Here is a 19,152-nt window from a genome sequence, read left to right on the forward strand (position 1 = left end):
TCACCCGGCTAGCTATGCCTGTCTAATACCAAGACCCATGTGAGGCATTACCGAACTGCTATATCAGCGGGGGATCGGATGGAACCGGAACCGGTCGCCCTCGGCGGTGACCGTCCCCCAGCCGAAGTGCGCCGGCATCAGGACGGCCCCGCCTCCGGCCACCCGGCGCAGGACCTCCCGCCTGCTCCGCGCCGACGCCGCCCGGTCCACGCAGAACCGCGAGCAGGTCCGGGGGTCGGTGAACTGGCTCGGATGGTGGATCAGGTCGCCCGACAGGACCGCGGTCCGCTCCGAGCCGCGCACGACGACGACCGACGACCCGGGGGTGTGCCCCGGGACGGCCCGGACCTCGACGCCGCCGGTGATCAGGTGGCCGTCGCCGATCGCGTCCAGCCGTCCCCGCGCGGCCAGGGGGCGGACGCTGTCCTCGTACGAGCCGTACAGGAAGCCCGGGTCGCGGCGCGCGCCCTCCTCCGCCCAGCGCAGTTCCTCGGCCAGGACCTGGTACCTGGCCCTGGGGAAGGCCGGCGCCCACTCCGTACCGTCCCGGACGGTGTTCCCACCGACGTGGTCGGCGTGCAGGTGGGTGAGGTGGACCACGCCGACGTCGCCGGGGGCGCGGCCGGTCCGCCGGAGCGCCTCGGGGAGGGCCCGGGCGGAGCGCCGGTCCCAGCCCGGCCGCGACCGGGACTTGCCGTCGCCCACGCCCGTGTCGACGAGCACGGTCTCGGTGTCGGTGGTGACCAGGTACCCGCCGAAGGTGAGGTCCAGGAGCGCGTCCTCGGGGGGCGTTGCGGTGCCGCCGTCCCGGGCCAGCAGGTCCCCGGCCTCGAAGGACATGCTGGGGATGTCCGCCAGCCAGGTGACCGTGATCCCGCCCAGGTCCAGCGCGGGCGGCGCCGGCGGCGCGGCGTCCGGCGTGCCCGCGCTCACCGGCCGGTGCCCTCCGCGACGACCGTGTCCGCGCCGGGCACGGCGCCCGCCGCGGGTCCCCGCGGCCGCCGTGCGCGGACCGTCTCCCGGAGGGCCATCAGGCTGACGAACGAGATGGCGCACACGACCACGATGTACCCGGCGATCGGCAGGCCCGAGTCGGTCCGGATGAGCAGCGACGTCGCCACGATCGGCGCCATCCCGGCCCCGAAGACGTTCGAGACGGCGTAGGAGATGTTGACCGCCGAGTAGCGCACCTCGGGGTCGAAGAGCTCGGCGAGGAGGGGCGCCAGCGTCCCGTAGGCGGCGCTGAAGGGCACCGAGATGAGCAGGTAGCCGAGGAGCATCGGCCCGAACGAGCCCGTGTCGACCAGCAGCAGCCAGGGGAAGGCCATCAGGGCCATGCCCGCCACGCCCCCGGCGAAGACCGGCTTGCGGCCGAGGCGGTCCGACAGTGCCCCGAAGTACAGCAGGCAGGGCAGCACCACGACCATCGCGAGCAGGGTGAGCCCCAGCATCGTGCCGCGGCTCACGCCCACGTGGTCGGTGCCGTAGCTCAGCCCGAAGACCATCGAGGCGTAGAACATGGTGCCGGGGGCGAACCCGGCGGCGGCGCACAGCAGGATCGGCGCCCAGGACCGCTTGACGGCCTCCACGGCGGGCCGCCGGGCGGGTCCGCGCTCCCGCTTCACCTCGCGGAACTCCGGGCTCTCGTCGACCCGGCGGCGGATGAAGAAGCCGACCGCGACCAGGGCGGCGCTCAGCAGGAACGGCACCCGCCAGCCCCAGGACTGCAGGGCGTCCCGCGGCAGCAGCGCCACCAGCAGGAACACCAGGTTGGACAGGGCCAGTCCCACCGGCACGCCCACCTGGACCCAGCTCCCGAAGAAGCCCCGGCGCTCGGGGTGGGAGTGCTCGACGGCCATGAGGACCGCGCCCCCGTACTCCCCGCCGAGCGCGATGCCCTGCACGAACCGCACCGTCACCAGGAGGATCGGCGCCCAGATCCCGATCTGGGCGTAGGTGGGCAGGAGCCCGATGAGGAAGGTGCACACCCCCATGAGGGTGAGGGTGACCACCAGGACGGACTTGCGTCCCCGCCGGTCCCCCAGGTGCCCGAAGATCACCCCGCCGATCGGGCGCGCGACGAACCCGACCACGAAGGTCGAGAAGGCCAGCAGCGTGCCGACCATCGGGGCGAAGTCCGGGAAGAACTGCCGATTGAACACCAGCGCGGCGGCGGTGCTGTAGATGAAGAAGTCGTACCACTCGATCGCGGTGCCGACGAAGCTCGCCGCCACCGCGCGGTTGCGTGGTCTGGTGTCCGTGCCCACGTGTTCTCGCCCTCCACTCGACAGCCCTCGGCGCTGTGTGACGAAACCTAGGGTGAGTGGGGCATATCGCACTAATAACGTTTGCCTTGGCCGCTATAGCCGGGCGGATATATCCCGGCCGGACCCCGGCGGCGACGCATAACCGTTCAGGATGCCTGGCCTGCCGGGCTATCACCGTTCTGTGATAGTAAGTGGCCATGCGTGCGATCGACCTGCTCAACGGGCGGCTCAAGCTGCGGCACCTGGTCCTGGTCGTGGCCGTCGCCGACCAGGGCAGCGTCCTGCGGGCGGCCGAGCACCTGCACCTGGCCCAGCCCGCGGTCACCCGGAGCCTGCGCGAGGTGGAACGCATCCTGGGCGTGGAGCTGTTCACCCGGGGGCCGCGCGGGGTGACGCCGACGCTGTTCGGGGAGGCGTTCGTCGAGCACGCCCGGTCGGTGCTGGCCGAGCTGCGCCGGGCCGGGGAGCGGATCACCGGGCTGGCCGACGGCGAGGTCGGCACGGTCACCATCGGCACCCTGCTGGCCGGCTCGAACGTGCTGCTGCCCCGGGCGATCGCGGCGCTCAAGCGGGACCGGCCGGGGATCACCGTGATCGTCCAGGAGGCCACCTTCGACGCGCAGGTCCCGCGGCTGCTGGACGGGGAGATCGACCTGATCCTGGGCCGCCTCAACCCGATCGACGGCGCCCGCGGCCTCCGCCAGATCGACCTCTACAGCGAGCCGGTGCGGCTGGTCGCCCGGACCGGGCACCCCGCCCGGGAACGGCGGGACCTGCGGCTGGCCGACCTGCTGGAGTACCCCTGGGTGCTGCCGCTGCAGCGCACCGCGCTGCGGCAGGAGCTGGAGCAGGTCTTCCGCGCCGAACGGCTGCCGCTGCCGGCCGACCTGGTGGAGTGCACCTCCAACCTGACCGTGTCGACCCTGGTCCGGGACACCGACATGATCGCTGCGCTGCCCGATCTGGTGGCGCAAGCGGGCGGCAAAATCGCGCCGCTGCCGGTGCCGCTGGAGCCCGTACGGCGGCCGGTCGGGGTCACCCTGGCCGCCGGCCGCCCGCCGACCCCCTCGGCCCGGCTGATGCTCGACCACCTGCGGGAGCAGGCCGGCGAGCTGTCGGCGCAGATCGCGGCGGGCTGGTCCGCCTCCCCCGGCGCCCCGGGGCCGCCCGGCGCCCCGGGGCCACCCGGCGCGGCGGGGTCCCTGGACGCGGCGGGGTCCCAGGACGCGGTGGGATCAGAGGGCGCGGATGAGGCCGAGCAGCGCCCGGCTCACCGCTGAGGTCTCGTCGGCCAGGTCCAGGACGACGTCGAAGTGGTCCCGGTCCGGCACCACCATCAGCTCGGCCGCGGGGCCCCAGTGCCGCTGGAAGCGCCGTGACTGTTCCAGGAAGCCGTCGCCGTCGTCCGCGGCGACCGCGACCACGGCGGGGCACCGGCGCGGGGCCGGGAGGAGTTCGGGGCTGAGCCGGGCCGCGCGTGCGCCGTCGAGACCGAGCCACTCGTTGACGTACACCCGCACCAGCGGGCGGATGTCGAACAGCCCGCTGAACGGCATGGCCGCCTTGACCACGTCGGCGGGCAGCCCCAGCGCCTCCTGCCAGCCGCCGACCATGGTCATGCCGGTGAGGTGGCCGCCCGCCGAGCTGCCGCCGACGACGATCCGCCCGGGGTCGAGACCGTGGCCGGGGCCGTGCCGGTGGACCCACGCGACCGACGCCCGGACCTGCCGGACGATCTCCTCCAGGGTCGCGGCGGGCGCGAGCGTGTAGTCGGGCACCACCGTGGCCACGCCGTGGCCGTGCAGCATCCGCGCCATGAAGGCCGAATCGGCCCGTGACAGCGCCCGCCAGTAGCCTCCGTGCACGAAGACGAACACCGGCCGGAGGCGCCCGGCCTCGACGCCCCAGACGTCCAGCGCCTCGCCGCTCGCCTCGTCGTAGACGACGCCGCGGTGGCCGGGCAGCCCGTCCACCGCCTCGTCCGACAGGGCGCGGTAGCGCCGCATGTGGTGCCCGAACAGCTCCTCCCCCGCCTTGCCCCGGACGTTGTAGGCGACGTCGAGCTCGGCGTCGGTGAGCCCGTGGCCGGGCCAGTCATGGAGATCCATGATGTCCAGCCTGGCGCCGCCGGTGCCCGCGAACAAATACCGTTCCGGTCCGCCGCCATGACGATCCCGCCATGTCCCCCACCCGGAGGCGGTCACGCGTCGGCCGTCCACACCGGTTCGGGCGACTCCCGGACCCGCCCGTCGTTCCCGCAGATCAGGTAGCGGTCGAAGTCGGCGGCGAACCACCGGTCGTGGGTGACCGCCAGGACGGTGCCCGCGAAGCCCTCCAGCCCTTGCTGGAGCGCTTCGGCACTGGCCAGGTCGAGGTTGTCGGTCGGCTCGTCCAGGAGCAGCAGCGTCGCGCCCGACAGCTCCAGCAGCAGGATCTGCAACCGGGCCTGCTGGCCGCCCGACAGCGTCTCGAACGGGCGCGCGCCCGCCGGGGCCAGCTCGTAGCGGGCCAGCGCCGCCATCGCGTCGTTGCGGACCAGGGCGTGCTCGCTCATCACGATCTCCGCCGGGGTACGTCCGCGCAGGTCGGGCCGGGTGTGGGTCTGGACGAAGTAGCCGGGGACGACGCGCGCCCCGAGCCGGGCCCGGCCCGAGTGCGGGACGGGTTCCCCGGCCAGCAGCCGCAGGAGCGAGGACTTGCCCGAGCCGTTCGACCCGAGCATCGCCACGCGCTCGCCGTACCAGATCTCGGTGTCGAACGGCCGCAGCAGGCCGGTCAGCTCCAGCGACTCGCACACCAGCGCGCGCTTGCCCGTCCGTCCGCCTTTGAGCCGCATTCGGACGTTCTGTTCCTTGGGGGCGCTGCGCGGCGGCCCGGCCTCCTCGTAGCGTTTCAGCCTGGTCCGGGCCGACTGGTAGGCGGAGGCCATGGCGTCGTTGCCGGTGGCCTGCTGCCGGAGCCGGTGCACCAGCTGCCTGAGCCGTGCGTGCTCCTCGTCCCAGCGGCGGCGCAGTTCGTGCAGCCGCTCGGTGCGTTCGCGGCGGGCCTGGGCGTACCCGGCGAATCCCCCGCCGTGCACCCAGACGTCGCCCGACTCGACGGTGACGATCCGGTCCGCGACGTCGGCCAGCAGCTGCCGGTCGTGCGAGACCAGCAGCACGGTCTTGGCCGCCGCCGCCAGCCGCTCCGCCAGCCATTCCTTGCCGGGGACGTCCAGGTAGTTGTCGGGCTCGTCCAGCAGCAGCACCTCGTCGGGTCCGCGCAGCAGCGCCTCCAGCACCAGCCGCTTCTGCTCGCCGCCAGAGAGTGTGGTGACCGGGCGCTTCCCGGCCTCGTCGTAGGGCAGCCCCAGGGCCGCCGTGGTGCAGGTGTCCCAGACGACCTCGATCTCGTAGCCGCCGGCGTCGCCGTAGTCCGCGATGGCCTGGGCGTAGGCGAGCTGGGACCGCTCGTCCTCGCCCAGTTCCCGCTCCGCCCGCTCCAGCCGGCGCGCGGCGTCCCTCACCGGCCCGGGCGCCACCGAGAGCAGCAGGTCGTGGACGCTGCGGCCGTCGCGGACGCCGCCGATGAACTGCCGCATCACCCCCAGCCCGCCCGAGCCGGTCACCACGCCCTCGGCGGGCTCGAGGTCCCCGGCGACCAGCCGGAGCAGTGTGGTCTTCCCGGCCCCGTTGGGACCCACCAGGGCGGCCTTCACTCCCTCTCCGACCCTGAACGACACGTCGTTCAGCAGTGGCCGCCCGTCGGGCAGCGCGTAGGTCAGGCGGCTGACCTCGACATGGCCCACCTCACCCCTCCTCGTACAGTGTTCGACTGACCAGATCAATGATCCGGTGCGGGATCAATGTACTAGGCTCGGCCCATGAGCGTCTGGCTACGAGAGGACCGCCCGCGGCGCGAGTCCCCGCCCCTCACCCGTGAGCGCATCGTCGAGGAGGCGGTCGCGTTCCTCGACGAGGAGGGTTACGAGCGCCTCACCATGCGCCGCCTCGCCGAGCGGCTCGGGACCGGGTCGACCACGCTCTACTGGCACGTGAAGACCAAGGACGACGTGCTGGACCTGGCGCTCGACGCGATCTTCGGCGAGGTCGCGGTGCCCGCCGCGGGCACCGGGGCGGGCTGGCGGGACGAGGTGACCGCGCTCCTCGGCGGCTGGCGTGCCGCGATGCTGCGGCATCCCTGGTCGGCGGCGCTGCTCAACCGGCCCCTCCTCGGCCCGAACGTCCTCGCCCGGACCGAGTTCCTGCACGCGACGCTGCTGGCCGCGGGCTTCCGCGGCCCCCATCTCTTCGCCGCCGCGTACGGCCTGGCCAACTTCGTCATCGGCTCGGCCCTGATGCAGGCCACGGGCAGGCACGAGGACGGCAACGGACGCGAGGACGGGGACGGGGACGAGGGCGGGGACGAGGGCGCCGCGCGGGCGGCGGCCGACGAGCACCTGCGGCGGCATCGCGACCTCTACCCCACCCTCGCCGAGTACGGCCGGCTCAGCGACGACGACTGGGACGCCACGTTCGCCCAGGGACTGACCTACCTCCTGGACGGCATGGCGCCGTACGCCGGACGGGACTGACCGGCCGGACCCGGAAACAGGGCCTATCCGCCGGCCTCGCAGGCGCGCATGTCCTCCTCGACGCGCTCGGCGGCCTTGCGGGCGGCGATGAGGACCGGGTCCCAGACCGGCGCGAACGGCGGGGCGTAGCCGAGGTCGAGCCCGGTCATCTCCTCGACCGTCATGCCGTTCCACAGCGCGATGGCCAGGCCGTCGATGCGCTTGGCCGCGTTCTCCTCACCGACGATCTGGGCGCCGAGCAGCCGCCCGGAGCGGCGTTCGGCGACCAGCTTGGTCCGCATCGTGGTGGCGCCGGGGTGGTACCCGGCCCGGGTGGTGGACTCGACCGCGGCGCTCAGGAAGGCGAACCCGGCCGCGGCGGCCTCGGCCTCGTTCAGCCCGGTCCGGGCCACCTCCACCGCGCAGATCTTGGACACCGCGGTGCCGGCCACGCCGGGGAACGTGGCGTACCCGCCGCCGAGGTTGATCCCCGCCACCCGGCCCTGCTTGTTGGCGTGCGTGCCGAGGGCGATCGCGACCGGCTCGCCCGAGATCAGGTGGCGGGTCTCGACGCAGTCGCCGGCCGCCCAGACCCGTTCGGAACGGGTGCGCATGCGACGGTCGGTGACGATGCCTCCGGTCGCCCCGACCTCGATCCCCGCCGCGCGGGCCAGATCGCTCGCGGGCCGCACACCGAGCCCGAGGACCACCAGGTCGGCGGGCAGGGCGCCTTCGGAGGTGCGGACCGCGGTGACCCGCCCGCCCTCGGTCTCGAACCCCTCCAGGCGCTCGCCGAGGTGGAGGCCGACGCCGACCCCGCGCAGCGCGTCGGCGACCAGCGCCCCCATGTCGGGGTCCAGGGTGCGCATCGGCTGCTCGGCCGCGTCCACCAGCGCGACCTCCAGCCCGCGCGTGACCAGCGCCTCGGCCATCTCCAGCCCGATGTACCCGCCGCCGACCACGACGGCACGGCGCGGCCCGTCCCGCTCCACGGCGCGGCGCAGGTCGATGCCGTCCTGGAGCACCTGGATCCCGTGCACGTTGGACGCGTCCACACCGGGCAGGCGGGGCCGGGCCGGCACCGCGCCGGTGGCGATGAGGAGGTGGTCGTACCCCTCCCAGCGTTCGGCGCCCTCGGCGTCCCGGGCCCTGACCCGGCCGCGGTCCAGGTCGATCTCCACGGCCTCGGTGCGGAGGCGGACGTCGATGCCGCGCTCGCGGAACTCCTCCGGCGTCCGGGCGATCAGCTCGGCCGCGTCCGCGACGACGCCGCCGACGTAGTAGGGGATGCCGCAGGCCGAGTAGGAGGTGAAGCCGCCGCGCTCCAGGACGACGATCTCCAGGTCGCCGGGGCCGCGCCGGCGCCGCGCCTGGGACGCGGCGCTCATCCCGGCCGCGTCACCGCCGATCACCAGCAGTCGCTCGCGAGTGTGACCGGCCATGCGTGGGCTCCCCGGGGGTCGGTGAAAGATCGTTCCGCAGCGTACCCGCGCCGTCCCCGAGATCACCCCGGCCGGGCGGTTCAGGAGTTCAGGTACGCGAGGACGGCCAGGACGCGGCGGTGGCCCGAGTCGGTGTGGGGCAGGCCGAGCTTGGCGAACACGGCGCCGATGTGCTTGCTGACGGAACGCTCGGTGATGACGAGCGTGGTGGCGATGGTGGCGTTGTCGAGGCCCTGGGCCATGAGCGCGAGGACCTCGCGTTCGCGCGGGGTGAGGGCCTGGAGGGGGTCGTGGCGGGTGGTCATCAGCTGGGAGACCACTTCGGGGTCCAGGGCGGTCCCCCCGCCGGCGACGCGGTGGAGGGCGTCCAGGAACTCCTCGACCCGGCCGACGCGGTCCTTCAGCAGGTAGCCGATCCCCTCGGCGCCCCCGGCGAGGAGCTCGGCGGCGTAGGTCTCCTCCACGTACTGGGACAGGACGAGGACGGGCAGGCCGGGGATCTCCTTGCGGGCGGCGATCGCGGCGCGCAGCCCCTCGTCGCGGAAGCCGGGCGGGAGCCGGACGTCGAGCACCGCGACGTCGGGGCGGTGCTCCAGCAGCGCGGGCAGCACGTCGGGGCCGCTGCCGGCGACGGCGGCGACCTCGTGGCCGCCGGTGGTGAGCAGCAGCACCAGGCCCTCGCGCAGCAGGACGTTGTCCTCGGCGATCACGATGCGCACGGCAGCTCCACTTCGAGCGTCGTTCCCCCGCCGGCGGGGCTGTCGATCCGGGTGGTCCCGTCCAGCGCCGCCACGCGGCGGCGGATCCCGGCCAGGCCGCTGCCCCGGTCCGGGTCGGCGCCGCCCTCGCCGTCGTCCCGCACGCGGACCCGCAGGCACGTCGCGGCGCGCTGGAGGGAGACCTCGGCGCGCGACGCGCCGCTGTGCCGGGCGATGTTGGTCAGGGCCTCGGCGACGACGAAGTAGGCGGCGGCCTCGACCGCGGCGGGCACCCGGCCCTCGCCGGGCAGGTCCAGGTGAACGGGGATGGGCAGGCCCGCCGCCAGCGCGCGGACGGCGCCGTCCAGCCCCCGGTCCGACAGGATCGGCGGGTAGATGCCGCGGATGACGGTGCGCAGCTGCGTGAGCGCGTCCTCGACGCCGTCGCGGGCCTGGAGGAAGAGGGCGCGGGCGGCGTCGGGATCGGCGTCGAAGCGGCGGTCGGCCAGGCCGAGCCGCAGGGCGACGGCGACGAGCTGGGCCTGGGTGCCGTCGTGCAGGTCGCGTTCGATGCGGCGCAGCTCGGCGCCGTGGGCCTCGATGGCCTCCGCGCGGGTCGTCGATAGCAGCTCGACCCGTTCGGTCAGGGCCGAGCGGCGGGTGGGGCGCAGCAGGAACCCCGCGAGCATCGCCTGCCAGCGCGCGAACCGCGGGACCAGCCAGAACAGGATCGCGGCGTACAGCGCGGCCTGGAGGAACGGCAGGGTCAGCGCCTTGGTCCAGCCGTCCAGGACGATGAACGCCGACTGCGAGCCCTCCGGCGCCGCCCACCACCACAGGGGCAGCGACAGGGAGGCCGGGATCGACGGCCACATGCCGACGGCCAGCACGGCCATGATCAGGCCGGTCCAGCCGTGCAGCGTCAGCCAGAGCAGGTCGCGCCAGGTGGACGACGCCCCCAGCAGCCGGACGGTCTGCTCGACCGCCGTCCCCCGCGGCGGCTCGTAGGGCTCGGGGATCTCCCGGCCGAGCGCCTCGCGGGCGCGGCGCCGTTCGATCCGGGCCAGCGCGCGGACCGGCTTGATCAGGTCGGGCAGCCAGGGCAGGGCGATGAACAGGACCGCGAGCACCGCGACCAGCGGAACGACCGCGGAGAAGAGCGTCGCGGGCAGCGCGGTGCGCAGCCCCACGGCCAGGTACACCGTGGCGGCGCCGCTGCGCCTCAGTGCCGGTCTCAGTCCCATGTCCCCTGAAAGGTAGGGGATGGCGAACGGTGGACGCATCGCGGCCGGCCCCCCTCTTCATGGTGTAGCCCGCTCCACCATCGAGACGGGAGTACGCGCCGATGTGGCGGGCGGCACCGCGGATCTACGTTCGATCCTGTGAACAGGCTTGAGGATCCGAGAGACACGATGACGGCGCCGGCGCCCCCGGCGGGTGACGGCGCCGCGGTACGGCTGGAGCGCGTGAGCAGGACCTTCGGCCGGGTGACGGCGCTGGACGAGGTCACCTGGGCCTTCCCGCGCGGAGGGTTCACGGCCGTGATGGGCCCCTCGGGGTCGGGGAAGAGCACCTTCCTGCACTGCGCCTCGGGCCTGGACCGGCCGAGCGGGGGAACGGTCCGGATCGGCGGGGTGGAGCTGGGGCGGCTCGGCGAGGCCGGGCGGACCCGGTTCCGCCGGGAACGGATCGGCTTCGTCTTCCAGGCGTTCAACCTGATCCCGTCGATGAGCGTCGAGGAGAACATCGGGCTGCCGCTGCGGCTGGCCGGCCGGCCGCCCGATCCCCGGCGGCTGGCCGAGGTCGTGGCGCGGGTGGGGCTGACCGAGCGCGCCGGGCACCGGCCCTCGGAGCTGTCGGGCGGGCAGCAGCAGCGCGCGGCGATCGCGCGGGCGCTCATCACCGAGCCCGAGGTCGTGTTCGCCGACGAGCCCACCGGCGCCCTGGACCCCCGGACGGCGCGGGACGTGCTGCGGCTGCTGCGCGAGGCGGTGGACGCGGCCGGGCGCACGATCGTGCTGGTCACCCACGACCCGGTGGCCGCCGCGTGGGCCGATTCGGTGGTGTTCCTCGACCGGGGCCGGATCGTGGACGAGCTGGTCCGGCCCACCGTCGCCGGGGTGCTCGCCCGCTGGGAGGAGCTGTGAAGGCGCGGTACGGGATCTTCCTGGTGCTGGCGTTCGCCGCCGCGCTGATCGGATGCTGCGGGGTGCTGCTGGAATCGGCGCTGCGGGCGCACGCCCCGGCCGACCGGTACGCGGGCGCCGCGGCCGTCGTCACCGGCCCGCGGGAGGTGTCCCAGCGGGTGAGGCTACTCGGTTCGGAGGAGGAGACCCAGCGCCGTCCCGTGACCGAGCGCCCGCGTGTGCCCGCCGCCGCGGCGGAGCGCCTGAGGGCCGTGCCCGGCGTGCGGGACGTGGTCGCGGACGTGTCGTTCCCCGTGACGGCCACCGGCGGGACGGCGCTGACCGGCCACGGGTGGAGCGCGCTGGCCCGGCTCCAGCAGGGACGCGCGCCGCGTTCCCCCGGTGAGGTCGCCCTGGCCGCGGGCGCGGGGCCGAGGGTGGGGCAGCGCGCGCTGCTGCAGATCGGCGGGGCTCCCCAGCCGTTCACGGTCACCGGGCTGGTGGCCTCGGGGGCCTACTTCGAGCCCCGGACCGCGGCGGCGCTCAGCGGGCGTCCCGGGCAGGCCGACGCCCTGGTGGTCCTGGCCGGCGGGCCGGTGGACGCCGGGCGGCTGCGCGCCGCGGTGCCGGGTCTCACGGTGGCGACCGGGGCGGAGCGCGGCGACGCGGAGGACGTCGCCGTGGCGGCGGCCCGCCCCGACATGATCGACATGGCCGCCTCGCTGGCCACCCTGGCGGTGATGATGGTCCTGCTGGTGGGAGGCGGCCTGATCGCGCTGTCGATCCGGGAACGCGGTCGCGAGCTGGCCCTCCTTCGGGCGGTCGGCGCGACGCCCCGGCAGGTGCGCGCCGGGATCGTCCGGGAGAACGTCCGCCTCGCCGTCTGGGCGGGCCTGGTCGGGGGGATCCTGTCCCTGCCCCTGGGCACCGCGCTGCACGCGGCGATGATCGGCAGGGACGTGCTGCCGGAGGGGTTCGGCCTGAGCCTGAGCCCGGCTCCCCCGCTGGCGGCGCTGCTGGTGGTGCCGGTCGCGGCGGCCGTGTCCGCGCTCCTGGCGTCGCTGCGCCTGTCACGGATCCGGCCCGTCCAGGCGCTGGGCGAGGCCGCCGCCGAGAGGGGCGGACCGCCGCGGTGGCGGGTGATCACGGGCGTCGTCTTCCTCGTGCTCGGGGTGAACGCGCTGGGCGCGTCGGCGCTGACGTCCGGCCCCGGCGCGGTGGCCTCGGTCGGCGGCCTGGTGATCTCGCTGATCGTGGCCACGGCGTTCCTGAGCCCGGTGATCGCCCGCGGGGGCGTCCGGGTGCTCGGCGGTCCGGCCCGGAGGCTGGACCCGGTCGCGGGGCGGCTGGCCGCGCACGCGGCGGGCGCCGCGACGCTGCGCGCCGGGTCGGTGCTGACCCCGGTGGCGCTCGCGGTGGCCTTCGCGGGCACGCAGCTGTTCGTCCACTCCACGGTCGTGGGGGCCACGGACGAGCAGGCGCGCGCCGCGACCCGCGCCGACCAGGTCGTCGTCTCGGCCGGTCCCGGGCTGCCCGCCGAGGTGGCGCGGGCCGTCCGCGCCACGCCGGGGGTGACCGCGGCGACCGCGGTGCGCGGCACCACGGTGGTCATGGCGGTCCGCGAGCTGGGCGAGCAGCAGCTGCGGTCGCTGCCGGCCCGGGGCGTGAGCCCCGAGGGCCTGGAGCGCACGACCGACCCCGGAGTGGTCTCCGGGCGCCTGGACGGCCTGCGCGGCGGGGCGGTCGCGCTGAGCCGGGACGTGGCGGGCGGGATCCGGGTGGGGCAGGCCGTGCCCCTCCGGCTGGCCGACGGCACCGCGATCAGGCCGCGGGTCGCGGCGATCTACGAGCGCGGGCTGGGCCTCGGCGACGTGCTCCTCCCCCGCGACCTGGTCGCCGCGCACTCCTCCTCCCCGCTGGACGACCACGTGCTCGTCCGGGGCCGGGCCGATCTGCGGCCCGTCGCCGCCCGCTACGCCGGGGCCGGTGTGGTGACGGCCGAGGCGTTCGCCGCCGACCGGTCGCGCGGGCTGCGCCTCGAAGGCTTCATGACCCGGGTGGTGACCGCGGCCGTCACCGGGTTCGTCGTGATCGGGCTGGTCACCACCCTGGCGCTGGCCACCGCCGCCAGGCGCCGCGAGTTCGCGCTGCTGCGGCTGGCGGGGGCGACCCGGCGGCAGGTGCTGCGGTCGCTGCGCCTGGAGGCGGCGATCGTGCTGGGCACCGGCGCGGCCACCGGATCGCTGATCGCGGCGGTGACGCTGATGTCGTTCGCCACCGCCGTCACCGGGCTGCCGCTGCCCTGGGTGCCGCCGCTGCCGGCGGCCCTCATCCTGATCGTCGTGGGGGGCTCCGGCGCCGCCGCGATGATCCTCCCGGCCCGCGTCCTGCTGCGCCGGGAATCCCCCGAAGCCCCCTGACCGAGAGGTGCATCGTGAACACCAACGTCCGCTGGACCCTGTTCGCCGTACTGCTGCTGATCAACGTCCTGGCCGGAACGCTGCTCGGCGGGACCTGGTACCAGATCGTGATCGGCTCCCTCACCGGTGCCGGGATGCTGGCCCTGCTGATCGAGTACCTGGCCCGGGGCCGCCGGAACGGCTGATCGGCGGCCTAACCCGGCGGGAGGTCCCCCCGGCGCGGCCCGCGCCGTTAACATCTCCGGAGTGCCAAGATCCCCTGTTGGCATGACGTGTACCGGAACGGCGTGAGATGGACGACCTTGAGCTCCGGCTGGACCTGCCGGGCGACCTGCCTCAGCTGTTCGCCGACGCCACCGTCGAGCGGACGCTGCCGGTCGGGCTGCCCGACGGGGAGGTGGTCTGGCCGGACCCCGGCTACCCGCAGCACCAGGCGGTGCTGCGGCCCGCGTTCTGGATCAGCGACGAGCCGGTGGGCGGTGAGCTGTGGGCCCGGCTGCGGGCCAGGCACCCCGAGTCCGGGCTGTGGCCGCTGCTGCTGGACGAGACCGACCAGCCGTGGGCGGCCGGGCAGGTCGCGCCCGAGCCCGTCGCCGACGTCGCCAACTACGCCCCCGGCGCGTTCATGTACGAGGTGTGGGGCGACTGGTCGGAGCAGGCGTCCGAGGACGACATCGACGACCTCGCCCCGTTCGGGCTGCACTGCCCGGGGCCGGCCGAGCCCGGCCACCTCCTGGAGGACCCCGGCACGGTGGCCGACCGGCACGCGCGGGTCCTGGCGCGGCGCGAGCATTCGCTGGGCCTGGTCGCGGTGGACCGGGGCGCCGACGCCCTGGCCGCGATCGGCTGGCAGGGCGCGCTGAACCACAACGAGTGGACCGCGCCCCTCGCCGCCGTCGTGCGCAGCTGGGAGGACCGCTTCGGGGCCCGCGTCATCGGCCTCGGTTTCAACACCCTCGAACTGAGCGTGGCCGCCCCGCCGGTGACCACCCGGCACGCCGTGCACGTGGCGGCCGAGCACTGGGCCTTCTGCCCGGACATCCTCTTCCAGGGGCCGGGCACGCTCACCGGCTACGCCGAGGAGATCCGCGGCAAGACCTGGTGGTCCTTCTGGTGGGACTGACCCCCGACCTCCGGGGCATTCGCCGCCTCTCCACCGGGCCGCGGGGCCGTCCCGGCGCTCTCCGGGTGGCGGCGCATTCGTCCCGCTGTCTAATATGCGGCGCACGGACATATCGGCGGCGAGCCCCTCCTCGCTCCGAACCGGGCACGCTGGGACATGGACGGAGGCCGGGTGCGCACGCGCGGGGCAGGCAGGGGCGGAGCGAACGGGGCGGGGGCGTACCGGCGGGGCCGGGTGCTGCCGGGGATCATCGGGACGGCGCTGGCCGGCACGCTGATCGCCGATGTCGCCGTGGTCGTCTCCAGGCGGGCGGACGACGGCGGGCCGCGAGGAGGGGACCGGCTGGTGTCGGTCACCGGCGGCTCGGGCCTCCAGGCCCCCACCGTCAGGCCGCTCACCAGGCGCTACACCCCGCACCTGCTCATCGCCGGCGACACCTCCCTGCCGGCCGGCTCGGTGGAACGGGCACGGCGGCTCAAGGGCGTCGCGGGAGTCACCGTCGTGGACGCCGCCCGCGCCCAGGTCGCGGGCCGCCGGATGGGGCTGCTCGGAGTCGACCCGTCGTCGTTCCGGGCGTTCGCGCCGCCGCAGTCGGCCGAGTCCGACGAGCTGTGGCGGACGGTCGCCTCCGGCGGCCTGGCGGTGTCGTTCACCGCCGGCCAGGAGGGCGCGCTCCCGCTGGGCGGCGTCGTCCAGGCCGGGCGCAGCGACCGGCCCGGACAGGTCCGGGTGGGCGCGTACGCGGCCATGGGCATCGGTGACGTCGACGCGGTCGTCTCACGGTCGCAGGCGCGCGCCCTCGGGATGCCCCAGGGCAACGCGCTGGTGGTCAGCGCGCCCAAGGCCGACGCCAAGGCCCTGACCGCCAAACTCAAGCGCGTCCTGCCGCGCGGCACGCGGATCGCGCAGCTCAACGCGACGACGAACACCCCCTCCTCGAACAAGGCGGCGCGCAAGCGGCCACAGCTCATCGGACGCCCCGACGGCGCCCAGGGGACCCGCTCCCCCATCACGGGGAACACGATGACGCCCACCATGCGGAACCTGGTGATGGAGGTCGGCGGGATGTTCGGGCCGTTCCCCGTCATCGGCTGCTACCGCAGCGGCGCCGACGCCCAGGACCACGGGGTCGGCCGGGCGTGCGACTTCATGGAGTCGGTCGGCGGCCGGATGCCGAGCGCGGGCGCGGTACGGCACGGCGACCAGATGGCGGCGTACGTCGTCGCCAACGCCCGCCGCCTCGGCGTCTCCTACGTCATCTGGAAGCAGCACATCTGGAACGTGCGGGGCGGCGGCTGGCGGCGCATGGAGGACCGCGGCAGCATCACCCAGAACCACTACGACCACGTGCACATCTCCGTGCTGCGCTGAGGGCCCGCGAGGGCGGACCCCTCACTCCCGCCGCCGATCCCGGCCCGCCTGCTCGTCGGCGAGCGCTCGATCGCCCATCAGCAGGGCGCTCTTCCTGCGGTTGAAGAGGACCACCTGTTCGAGAAGGTTCTTCTTGGCGAGGATCCTTCTCTTATCGCTCATGTCACCGTCGCCGGTGAACATATTGCTCGCCTCGTTCTCCGTGAACTGCAGGAGGCACATGCGGGCGTCGTCGGCGAGTTGCTGCCAGGCGGCGCCGAGCGACCTGTTGCTACGCCGCTGCTCATCACTGTTCAGAAAGGTCGCCGCGGCCGCCAGACCGGCCGCGCAGAGCGCTATCGCCGCGGCCGGCACACGACCGGCGGAGTCGGCGAGACCGGTGGCTCCCGAAACCGTGGCGAGAATGGCCGCCGGAAGACCCAGAATGTAGTAGGCCCTGCCCCACAGGCTGCTGCTGTGCCGGCTGTCATAGGCATGCAGATCACATTCCGCGATCAGGGATCGGAGCACACCCACGGGGCTGTCGGGAGCCTCGCCGATCGCGTCGTCCAGCCGGTTCCTCAGCTTCTTCCGGGCGCTCGCCCTCGTACGCCTCCTCTCTCCGACATCGCCCACGATGCGGAGAGTGAGCCGCCCCTCCTCGTCCTCCACCGGGGCTCCGCCCGGAGCCAGGAAGGACACGTCCTTTCGGACCTGCGCCAGGTCGTCACCACCCCCTCGGCTCTCCTGCCCTTCGTTCGCGTCCGCGGCCATCTTCATCCTCCGGCGGAGACGAGGAGTCACGTGTAATACATCCCATATTTCCCAGCTTCGATGGCCACGGCGCGTCCGGTCAATGTCAATTGGGTGAAAGATTGCCATGCCTTGCACGAGAGAAAGCACCACCTCTGTGACACCCCACGGGGCACATCCATCGTGCGACACCAAACCGAAATATGCTCTCATTGGTGGTCCTTTCATCCTGCACACTGTTGTGCTGGTGAAAAGCCAGTGATGACGGAACCGAAGGAGAGAAGATGTCGGCACCACCGTTCCAACCGCCACTGATGAAGTACCCGCCGATCACGAGAGGTCCCGGCGTCCAGCGGTGGCAGCAGCAGATGAGGGCGCGCGGCTGGAACATCGCCCCGGACGGGGAGTACGGCCCGATCAGCCGGCGCGTCTGCCAGAACTTCCAGCGCGAGCACTACCTGGATCCCGACGGCGTCGTCGGCCCGATCACCTGGAGGGCGGCGTGGGAGGCACCCGGCACGGTGCCTCCGCCGGCACCTCCCGATGTGCTGCAGGTCGGCTCCTACGGGGAGGCCGTCAGGACATGGGAGAAGCAGGTGGACAGCCGCGGCTGGACGATCAGGAACATCGACGGCGCCTACGACGAGGAGACCGCCGACGTGTGCAGGTCCATGCAGAGCGCCTTGGGCCTGCCCGTGACAGGGAGGGTCGACTACCGGACCTGGGACGCCGCCTGGCGTGAGAGGGCGGCGATACCCGCCTGACACGACCGGACTTCCCGGGACAGGCCGCGAAATCTCGCGGATGCCGGGAAACCTCGCGACAGAGCCCCGCCCGCCACGCGGGCGGGGCCCGCCGTTCTCATCTCGCGACCTCCAGCCTGTCACCGGACCGGGAGAGGACGGTGATGCCGAAGGCCGTGCCGCCGCCTCCGGGGAAGCTGACGGCGATCCGGCCCGGCCCCTGCCTCTCCCAGCGGCCCCGTATCTCGTACAGGCGATCGTCAGGCCCCGGACGGCGCTCGGCGAACGTGCCGTCCGCGCGGAACTCGAGACGACGCCGCGGGCGCCGGGCGGGACGGAACGGATGCTCGGCCGGCCGGTACACCGCGGCGTCCGGGGTGTCCTCCTCGAACGCGTGGATCCAGGCGCCCGTAGGGTCGGGCCCGGGACCGGCCAGGCCCTCACTCCGCCGCCCGTTCATCCGCCGGAGCGGTGGCCGACGAGCCCGAGGGCGTCCTGGATGTCGTTGAGGACCTCCCGCGTCAGCCGCTCGGAGTCGTGCAGGAGCCGTTCGACGTCGCCGTCGTGCGCCGCGGCGCCGGGCACGGCGGGCTCCTTGGCGGGCTCCTTGGCGGGCTCCTTGGCGGGCTCCTTGGCGGGCTCCTTGGCGGGCGCGGCCTGGCGCGCGACCAGGAACGATGCCCGCGCCCCCTCCAGGCAGGCGTTGATCCGCTCGCGCTGCCCCCGGGTGAACATGAACATGGAGTCGTCGTCGACGTAGTCCATGTAGTTCATGAACATGTCGCCGTTCGGGCCGTTGTCGCACGTGACATGCGGGAAGGAGGGCTTGCCCATGTTGGAGTCCGCCTGGTTCGGCGTGTCGGCCACCCGGTCGTCGTTGCTGCAAGCGCCGTCGTCGTCGCCCCAGATGTGGAAGAGGTCGAGCCAGTGGCCGATCTCGTGGGTGGCGGTACGGCCCCCGTCATACGGGGCCGCGGCGGTACCGGTCGTCCCGAAGGCCGTGTACAGGATGACCACGCCGTCGGTCTGCGGGGGGCCGCCGGGGAACTGCGCGTAGCCCAGCAGGCCGCCGCCCAGCCGGCAGACCCAGATGTTGAGGTACTGGTCGGTCGGCCACGGATCGGAGCCTCCGGTGGCGCTGGACTTCACCCCGTCGTCGACGTCGAACTCGGCCTGCCCGGTCTCGGCCCGGACGATCCCGTCGGTCGGGGCGCCCAGCGGATCCACCGTCGCGAGGGCGAACTCGATCTGGGCGTCCGCGGCCAGCGGCTTCCACACGTCCGGCACCCGTGACACGTCCGGGTTGGCGGCCCGGTAGTCCCGGTTGAGGACGTCGATCTGGCTGTGGATCTGCTCGACGCCGATGTTCTGCTCGGGGACGTCCGGGTGGTGCACGACATGGACGACGACGGGAACGGTGAGCACCCCTGTGCGCACGGAGGCGCGCCGTCCGGTCGCGTACTGGAGCGCCCGGTTCTCGATCCGCGCCCGCTGCGCGCGGTAGGTCATGCTCTCGTTCAGCAGGCGGCGGTGGACGTGCATGGCTCCGCACAGGTCACGTCTCGGCACCGGGTAGGGGTTGTATTCGGTCATCGCGGGTCCTTCCGACTCGTGCGGGGCCCGCGTCGTGCTCGCGGGTCTACTCCCGCTGCGTCGCTAGCCCTACCCGACCCCCGGT

The 19,152-nt window shown here is 74.0% G+C and carries 18 protein-coding genes; 8 read left to right on the top strand and 10 right to left on the bottom strand.

Features of this window, described 5'->3' with window-relative positions; all coding sequences use genetic code 11:
* Positions 1–63 precede the first annotated feature (63 nt).
* A complete protein-coding gene (locus IW256_RS22010) occupies positions 64–933 on the bottom strand; it encodes an MBL fold metallo-hydrolase (protein ID WP_197012776.1) in 870 nt (289 codons plus the stop codon).
* Entirely contained in the window at positions 930–2,267 is a 1,338-nt protein-coding gene (locus IW256_RS22015; RefSeq protein ID WP_197012777.1) for an MFS transporter, read from the bottom strand. The genes IW256_RS22010 and IW256_RS22015 overlap by 4 nt, the downstream gene beginning before the upstream one ends.
* 197 nt (positions 2,268–2,464) lie before the next feature.
* On the opposite strand from IW256_RS22015, the gene IW256_RS22020 reads away from it, so the two are divergent.
* Complete coding sequence (locus IW256_RS22020) at positions 2,465–3,547, top strand: LysR substrate-binding domain-containing protein (protein ID WP_197012778.1); 1,083 nt, start codon at positions 2,465–2,467, stop codon at positions 3,545–3,547.
* On the opposite strand, the gene IW256_RS42315 is transcribed toward IW256_RS22020, so the two are convergent.
* Together IW256_RS42315 and IW256_RS22030 are read right to left on the bottom strand one after the other, a co-directional pair.
* Entirely contained in the window at positions 3,503–4,375 is an 873-nt protein-coding gene (locus IW256_RS42315) for an alpha/beta hydrolase (RefSeq protein WP_197012779.1), read from the bottom strand. The genes IW256_RS22020 and IW256_RS42315 overlap by 45 nt on opposite strands.
* Before the next feature lie 92 nt (positions 4,376–4,467).
* Positions 4,468–6,054: an ABC-F family ATP-binding cassette domain-containing protein gene (locus IW256_RS22030; protein ID WP_197012780.1), complete on the bottom strand. Its 1,587-nt coding sequence runs from the start codon at positions 6,052–6,054 to the stop codon at positions 4,468–4,470.
* Positions 6,055–6,129: 75 nt separating this feature from the next.
* Between IW256_RS22030 and IW256_RS22035 the strand changes: the two genes are divergently transcribed.
* Positions 6,130–6,840 carry a TetR/AcrR family transcriptional regulator gene (locus IW256_RS22035; protein ID WP_197012781.1) on the top strand — a complete coding sequence of 237 codons (711 nt, stop codon included), beginning with the start codon at positions 6,130–6,132 and terminating at the stop codon, positions 6,838–6,840.
* A 23-nt stretch (positions 6,841–6,863) separates the two neighbouring features.
* Here the strand turns inward: IW256_RS22035 and IW256_RS22040 are convergent, their stop codons facing one another.
* The 3 genes from IW256_RS22040 to IW256_RS22050 all read right to left on the bottom strand — a co-directional run bounded on the left by IW256_RS22040 (position 6,864) and on the right by IW256_RS22050 (position 10,203).
* On the bottom strand, positions 6,864–8,261 hold the full coding sequence (locus tag IW256_RS22040; RefSeq protein ID WP_197012782.1) for an FAD-dependent oxidoreductase: 1,398 nt from the start codon (positions 8,259–8,261) through the stop codon (positions 6,864–6,866).
* 80 nt (positions 8,262–8,341) lie between these two features.
* A complete protein-coding gene (locus tag IW256_RS22045) occupies positions 8,342–8,980 on the bottom strand; it encodes a LuxR C-terminal-related transcriptional regulator (protein WP_197012783.1) in 639 nt (212 codons plus the stop codon).
* Positions 8,968–10,203, bottom strand: a complete 1,236-nt coding sequence (locus IW256_RS22050; protein ID WP_197012784.1) for a sensor histidine kinase — start codon at positions 10,201–10,203, stop codon at positions 8,968–8,970. Before IW256_RS22050 ends, IW256_RS22045 begins: the two co-directional genes overlap by 13 nt.
* Before the next feature lie 168 nt (positions 10,204–10,371).
* Here IW256_RS22050 and IW256_RS22055 point away from each other — a divergent pair, with 168 nt between their 5' ends.
* From IW256_RS22055 to IW256_RS22075, 5 genes are all read left to right on the top strand, one after another.
* A complete protein-coding gene (locus tag IW256_RS22055) occupies positions 10,372–11,106 on the top strand; it encodes an ABC transporter ATP-binding protein (protein ID WP_197012785.1) in 735 nt (244 codons plus the stop codon).
* On the top strand, positions 11,103–13,505 hold the full coding sequence (locus tag IW256_RS22060; protein WP_197012786.1) for an ABC transporter permease: 2,403 nt from the start codon (positions 11,103–11,105) through the stop codon (positions 13,503–13,505). The genes IW256_RS22055 and IW256_RS22060 overlap by 4 nt, the downstream gene beginning before the upstream one ends.
* A gap of 14 nt (positions 13,506–13,519) precedes the next feature.
* Positions 13,520–13,690 (top strand): hypothetical protein, encoded by a 171-nt coding sequence (locus tag IW256_RS22065; RefSeq protein ID WP_197012787.1) that lies wholly within the window; start codon positions 13,520–13,522, stop codon positions 13,688–13,690.
* Between the two features lie 107 nt (positions 13,691–13,797).
* The gene (locus tag IW256_RS22070) at positions 13,798–14,628 is read left to right on the top strand and encodes a DUF4253 domain-containing protein (RefSeq protein WP_197012788.1); all 831 of its coding nucleotides are present in this window, start codon (positions 13,798–13,800) and stop codon (positions 14,626–14,628) included.
* 171 nt (positions 14,629–14,799) lie between these two features.
* Positions 14,800–15,999, top strand: a complete 1,200-nt coding sequence (locus IW256_RS22075; protein WP_307828997.1) for a VldE C-terminal domain-containing protein — start codon at positions 14,800–14,802, stop codon at positions 15,997–15,999.
* Between the two features lie 21 nt (positions 16,000–16,020).
* On the opposite strand, the gene IW256_RS22080 is transcribed toward IW256_RS22075, so the two are convergent.
* Positions 16,021–16,650, bottom strand: a complete 630-nt coding sequence (locus IW256_RS22080; RefSeq protein ID WP_197012789.1) for a hypothetical protein — start codon at positions 16,648–16,650, stop codon at positions 16,021–16,023.
* Between the two features lie 365 nt (positions 16,651–17,015).
* On the opposite strand from IW256_RS22080, the gene IW256_RS22085 reads away from it, so the two are divergent.
* Positions 17,016–17,495: a peptidoglycan-binding domain-containing protein gene (locus tag IW256_RS22085; protein WP_197012790.1), complete on the top strand. Its 480-nt coding sequence runs from the start codon at positions 17,016–17,018 to the stop codon at positions 17,493–17,495.
* Between the two features lie 97 nt (positions 17,496–17,592).
* Here the strand turns inward: IW256_RS22085 and IW256_RS22090 are convergent, their stop codons facing one another.
* A complete protein-coding gene (locus tag IW256_RS22090; protein ID WP_197012791.1) occupies positions 17,593–17,934 on the bottom strand; it encodes a hypothetical protein in 342 nt (113 codons plus the stop codon).
* Positions 17,931–19,067 (bottom strand): zinc metalloprotease, encoded by a 1,137-nt coding sequence (locus tag IW256_RS22095; RefSeq protein ID WP_197012792.1) that lies wholly within the window; start codon positions 19,065–19,067, stop codon positions 17,931–17,933. The genes IW256_RS22090 and IW256_RS22095 overlap by 4 nt, the downstream gene beginning before the upstream one ends.
* Positions 19,068–19,152 lie beyond the last annotated feature (85 nt).

Source organism: Actinomadura viridis (assembly GCF_015751755.1).
In the GTDB taxonomy this organism is placed as follows: domain Bacteria; phylum Actinomycetota; class Actinomycetes; order Streptosporangiales; family Streptosporangiaceae; genus Spirillospora; species Spirillospora viridis.

Bases quoted from the DNA above. Each gene is read 5' to 3' on its own strand.
- IW256_RS22050 (WP_197012784.1), bottom strand. From the start codon at position 10,203: ATGGGACTGAGACCGGCACTGAGGCGCAGCGGCGCCGCCACGGTGTAC.
- IW256_RS22095 (WP_197012792.1), bottom strand. From the start codon at position 19,067: ATGACCGAATACAACCCCTACCCGGTGCCGAGACGTGACCTGTGCGGA.
- IW256_RS22035 (WP_197012781.1), top strand. From the start codon at position 6,130: ATGAGCGTCTGGCTACGAGAGGACCGCCCGCGGCGCGAGTCCCCGCCC.
- IW256_RS22085 (WP_197012790.1), top strand. From the start codon at position 17,016: ATGTCGGCACCACCGTTCCAACCGCCACTGATGAAGTACCCGCCGATC.
- IW256_RS22020 (WP_197012778.1), top strand. From the start codon at position 2,465: ATGCGTGCGATCGACCTGCTCAACGGGCGGCTCAAGCTGCGGCACCTG.
- IW256_RS22070 (WP_197012788.1), top strand. From the start codon at position 13,798: ATGGACGACCTTGAGCTCCGGCTGGACCTGCCGGGCGACCTGCCTCAG.
- IW256_RS22055 (WP_197012785.1), top strand. From the start codon at position 10,372: ATGACGGCGCCGGCGCCCCCGGCGGGTGACGGCGCCGCGGTACGGCTG.
- IW256_RS22040 (WP_197012782.1), bottom strand. From the start codon at position 8,261: ATGGCCGGTCACACTCGCGAGCGACTGCTGGTGATCGGCGGTGACGCG.
- IW256_RS22090 (WP_197012791.1), bottom strand. From the start codon at position 17,934: ATGAACGGGCGGCGGAGTGAGGGCCTGGCCGGTCCCGGGCCCGACCCT.
- IW256_RS42315 (WP_197012779.1), bottom strand. From the start codon at position 4,375: ATGGATCTCCATGACTGGCCCGGCCACGGGCTCACCGACGCCGAGCTC.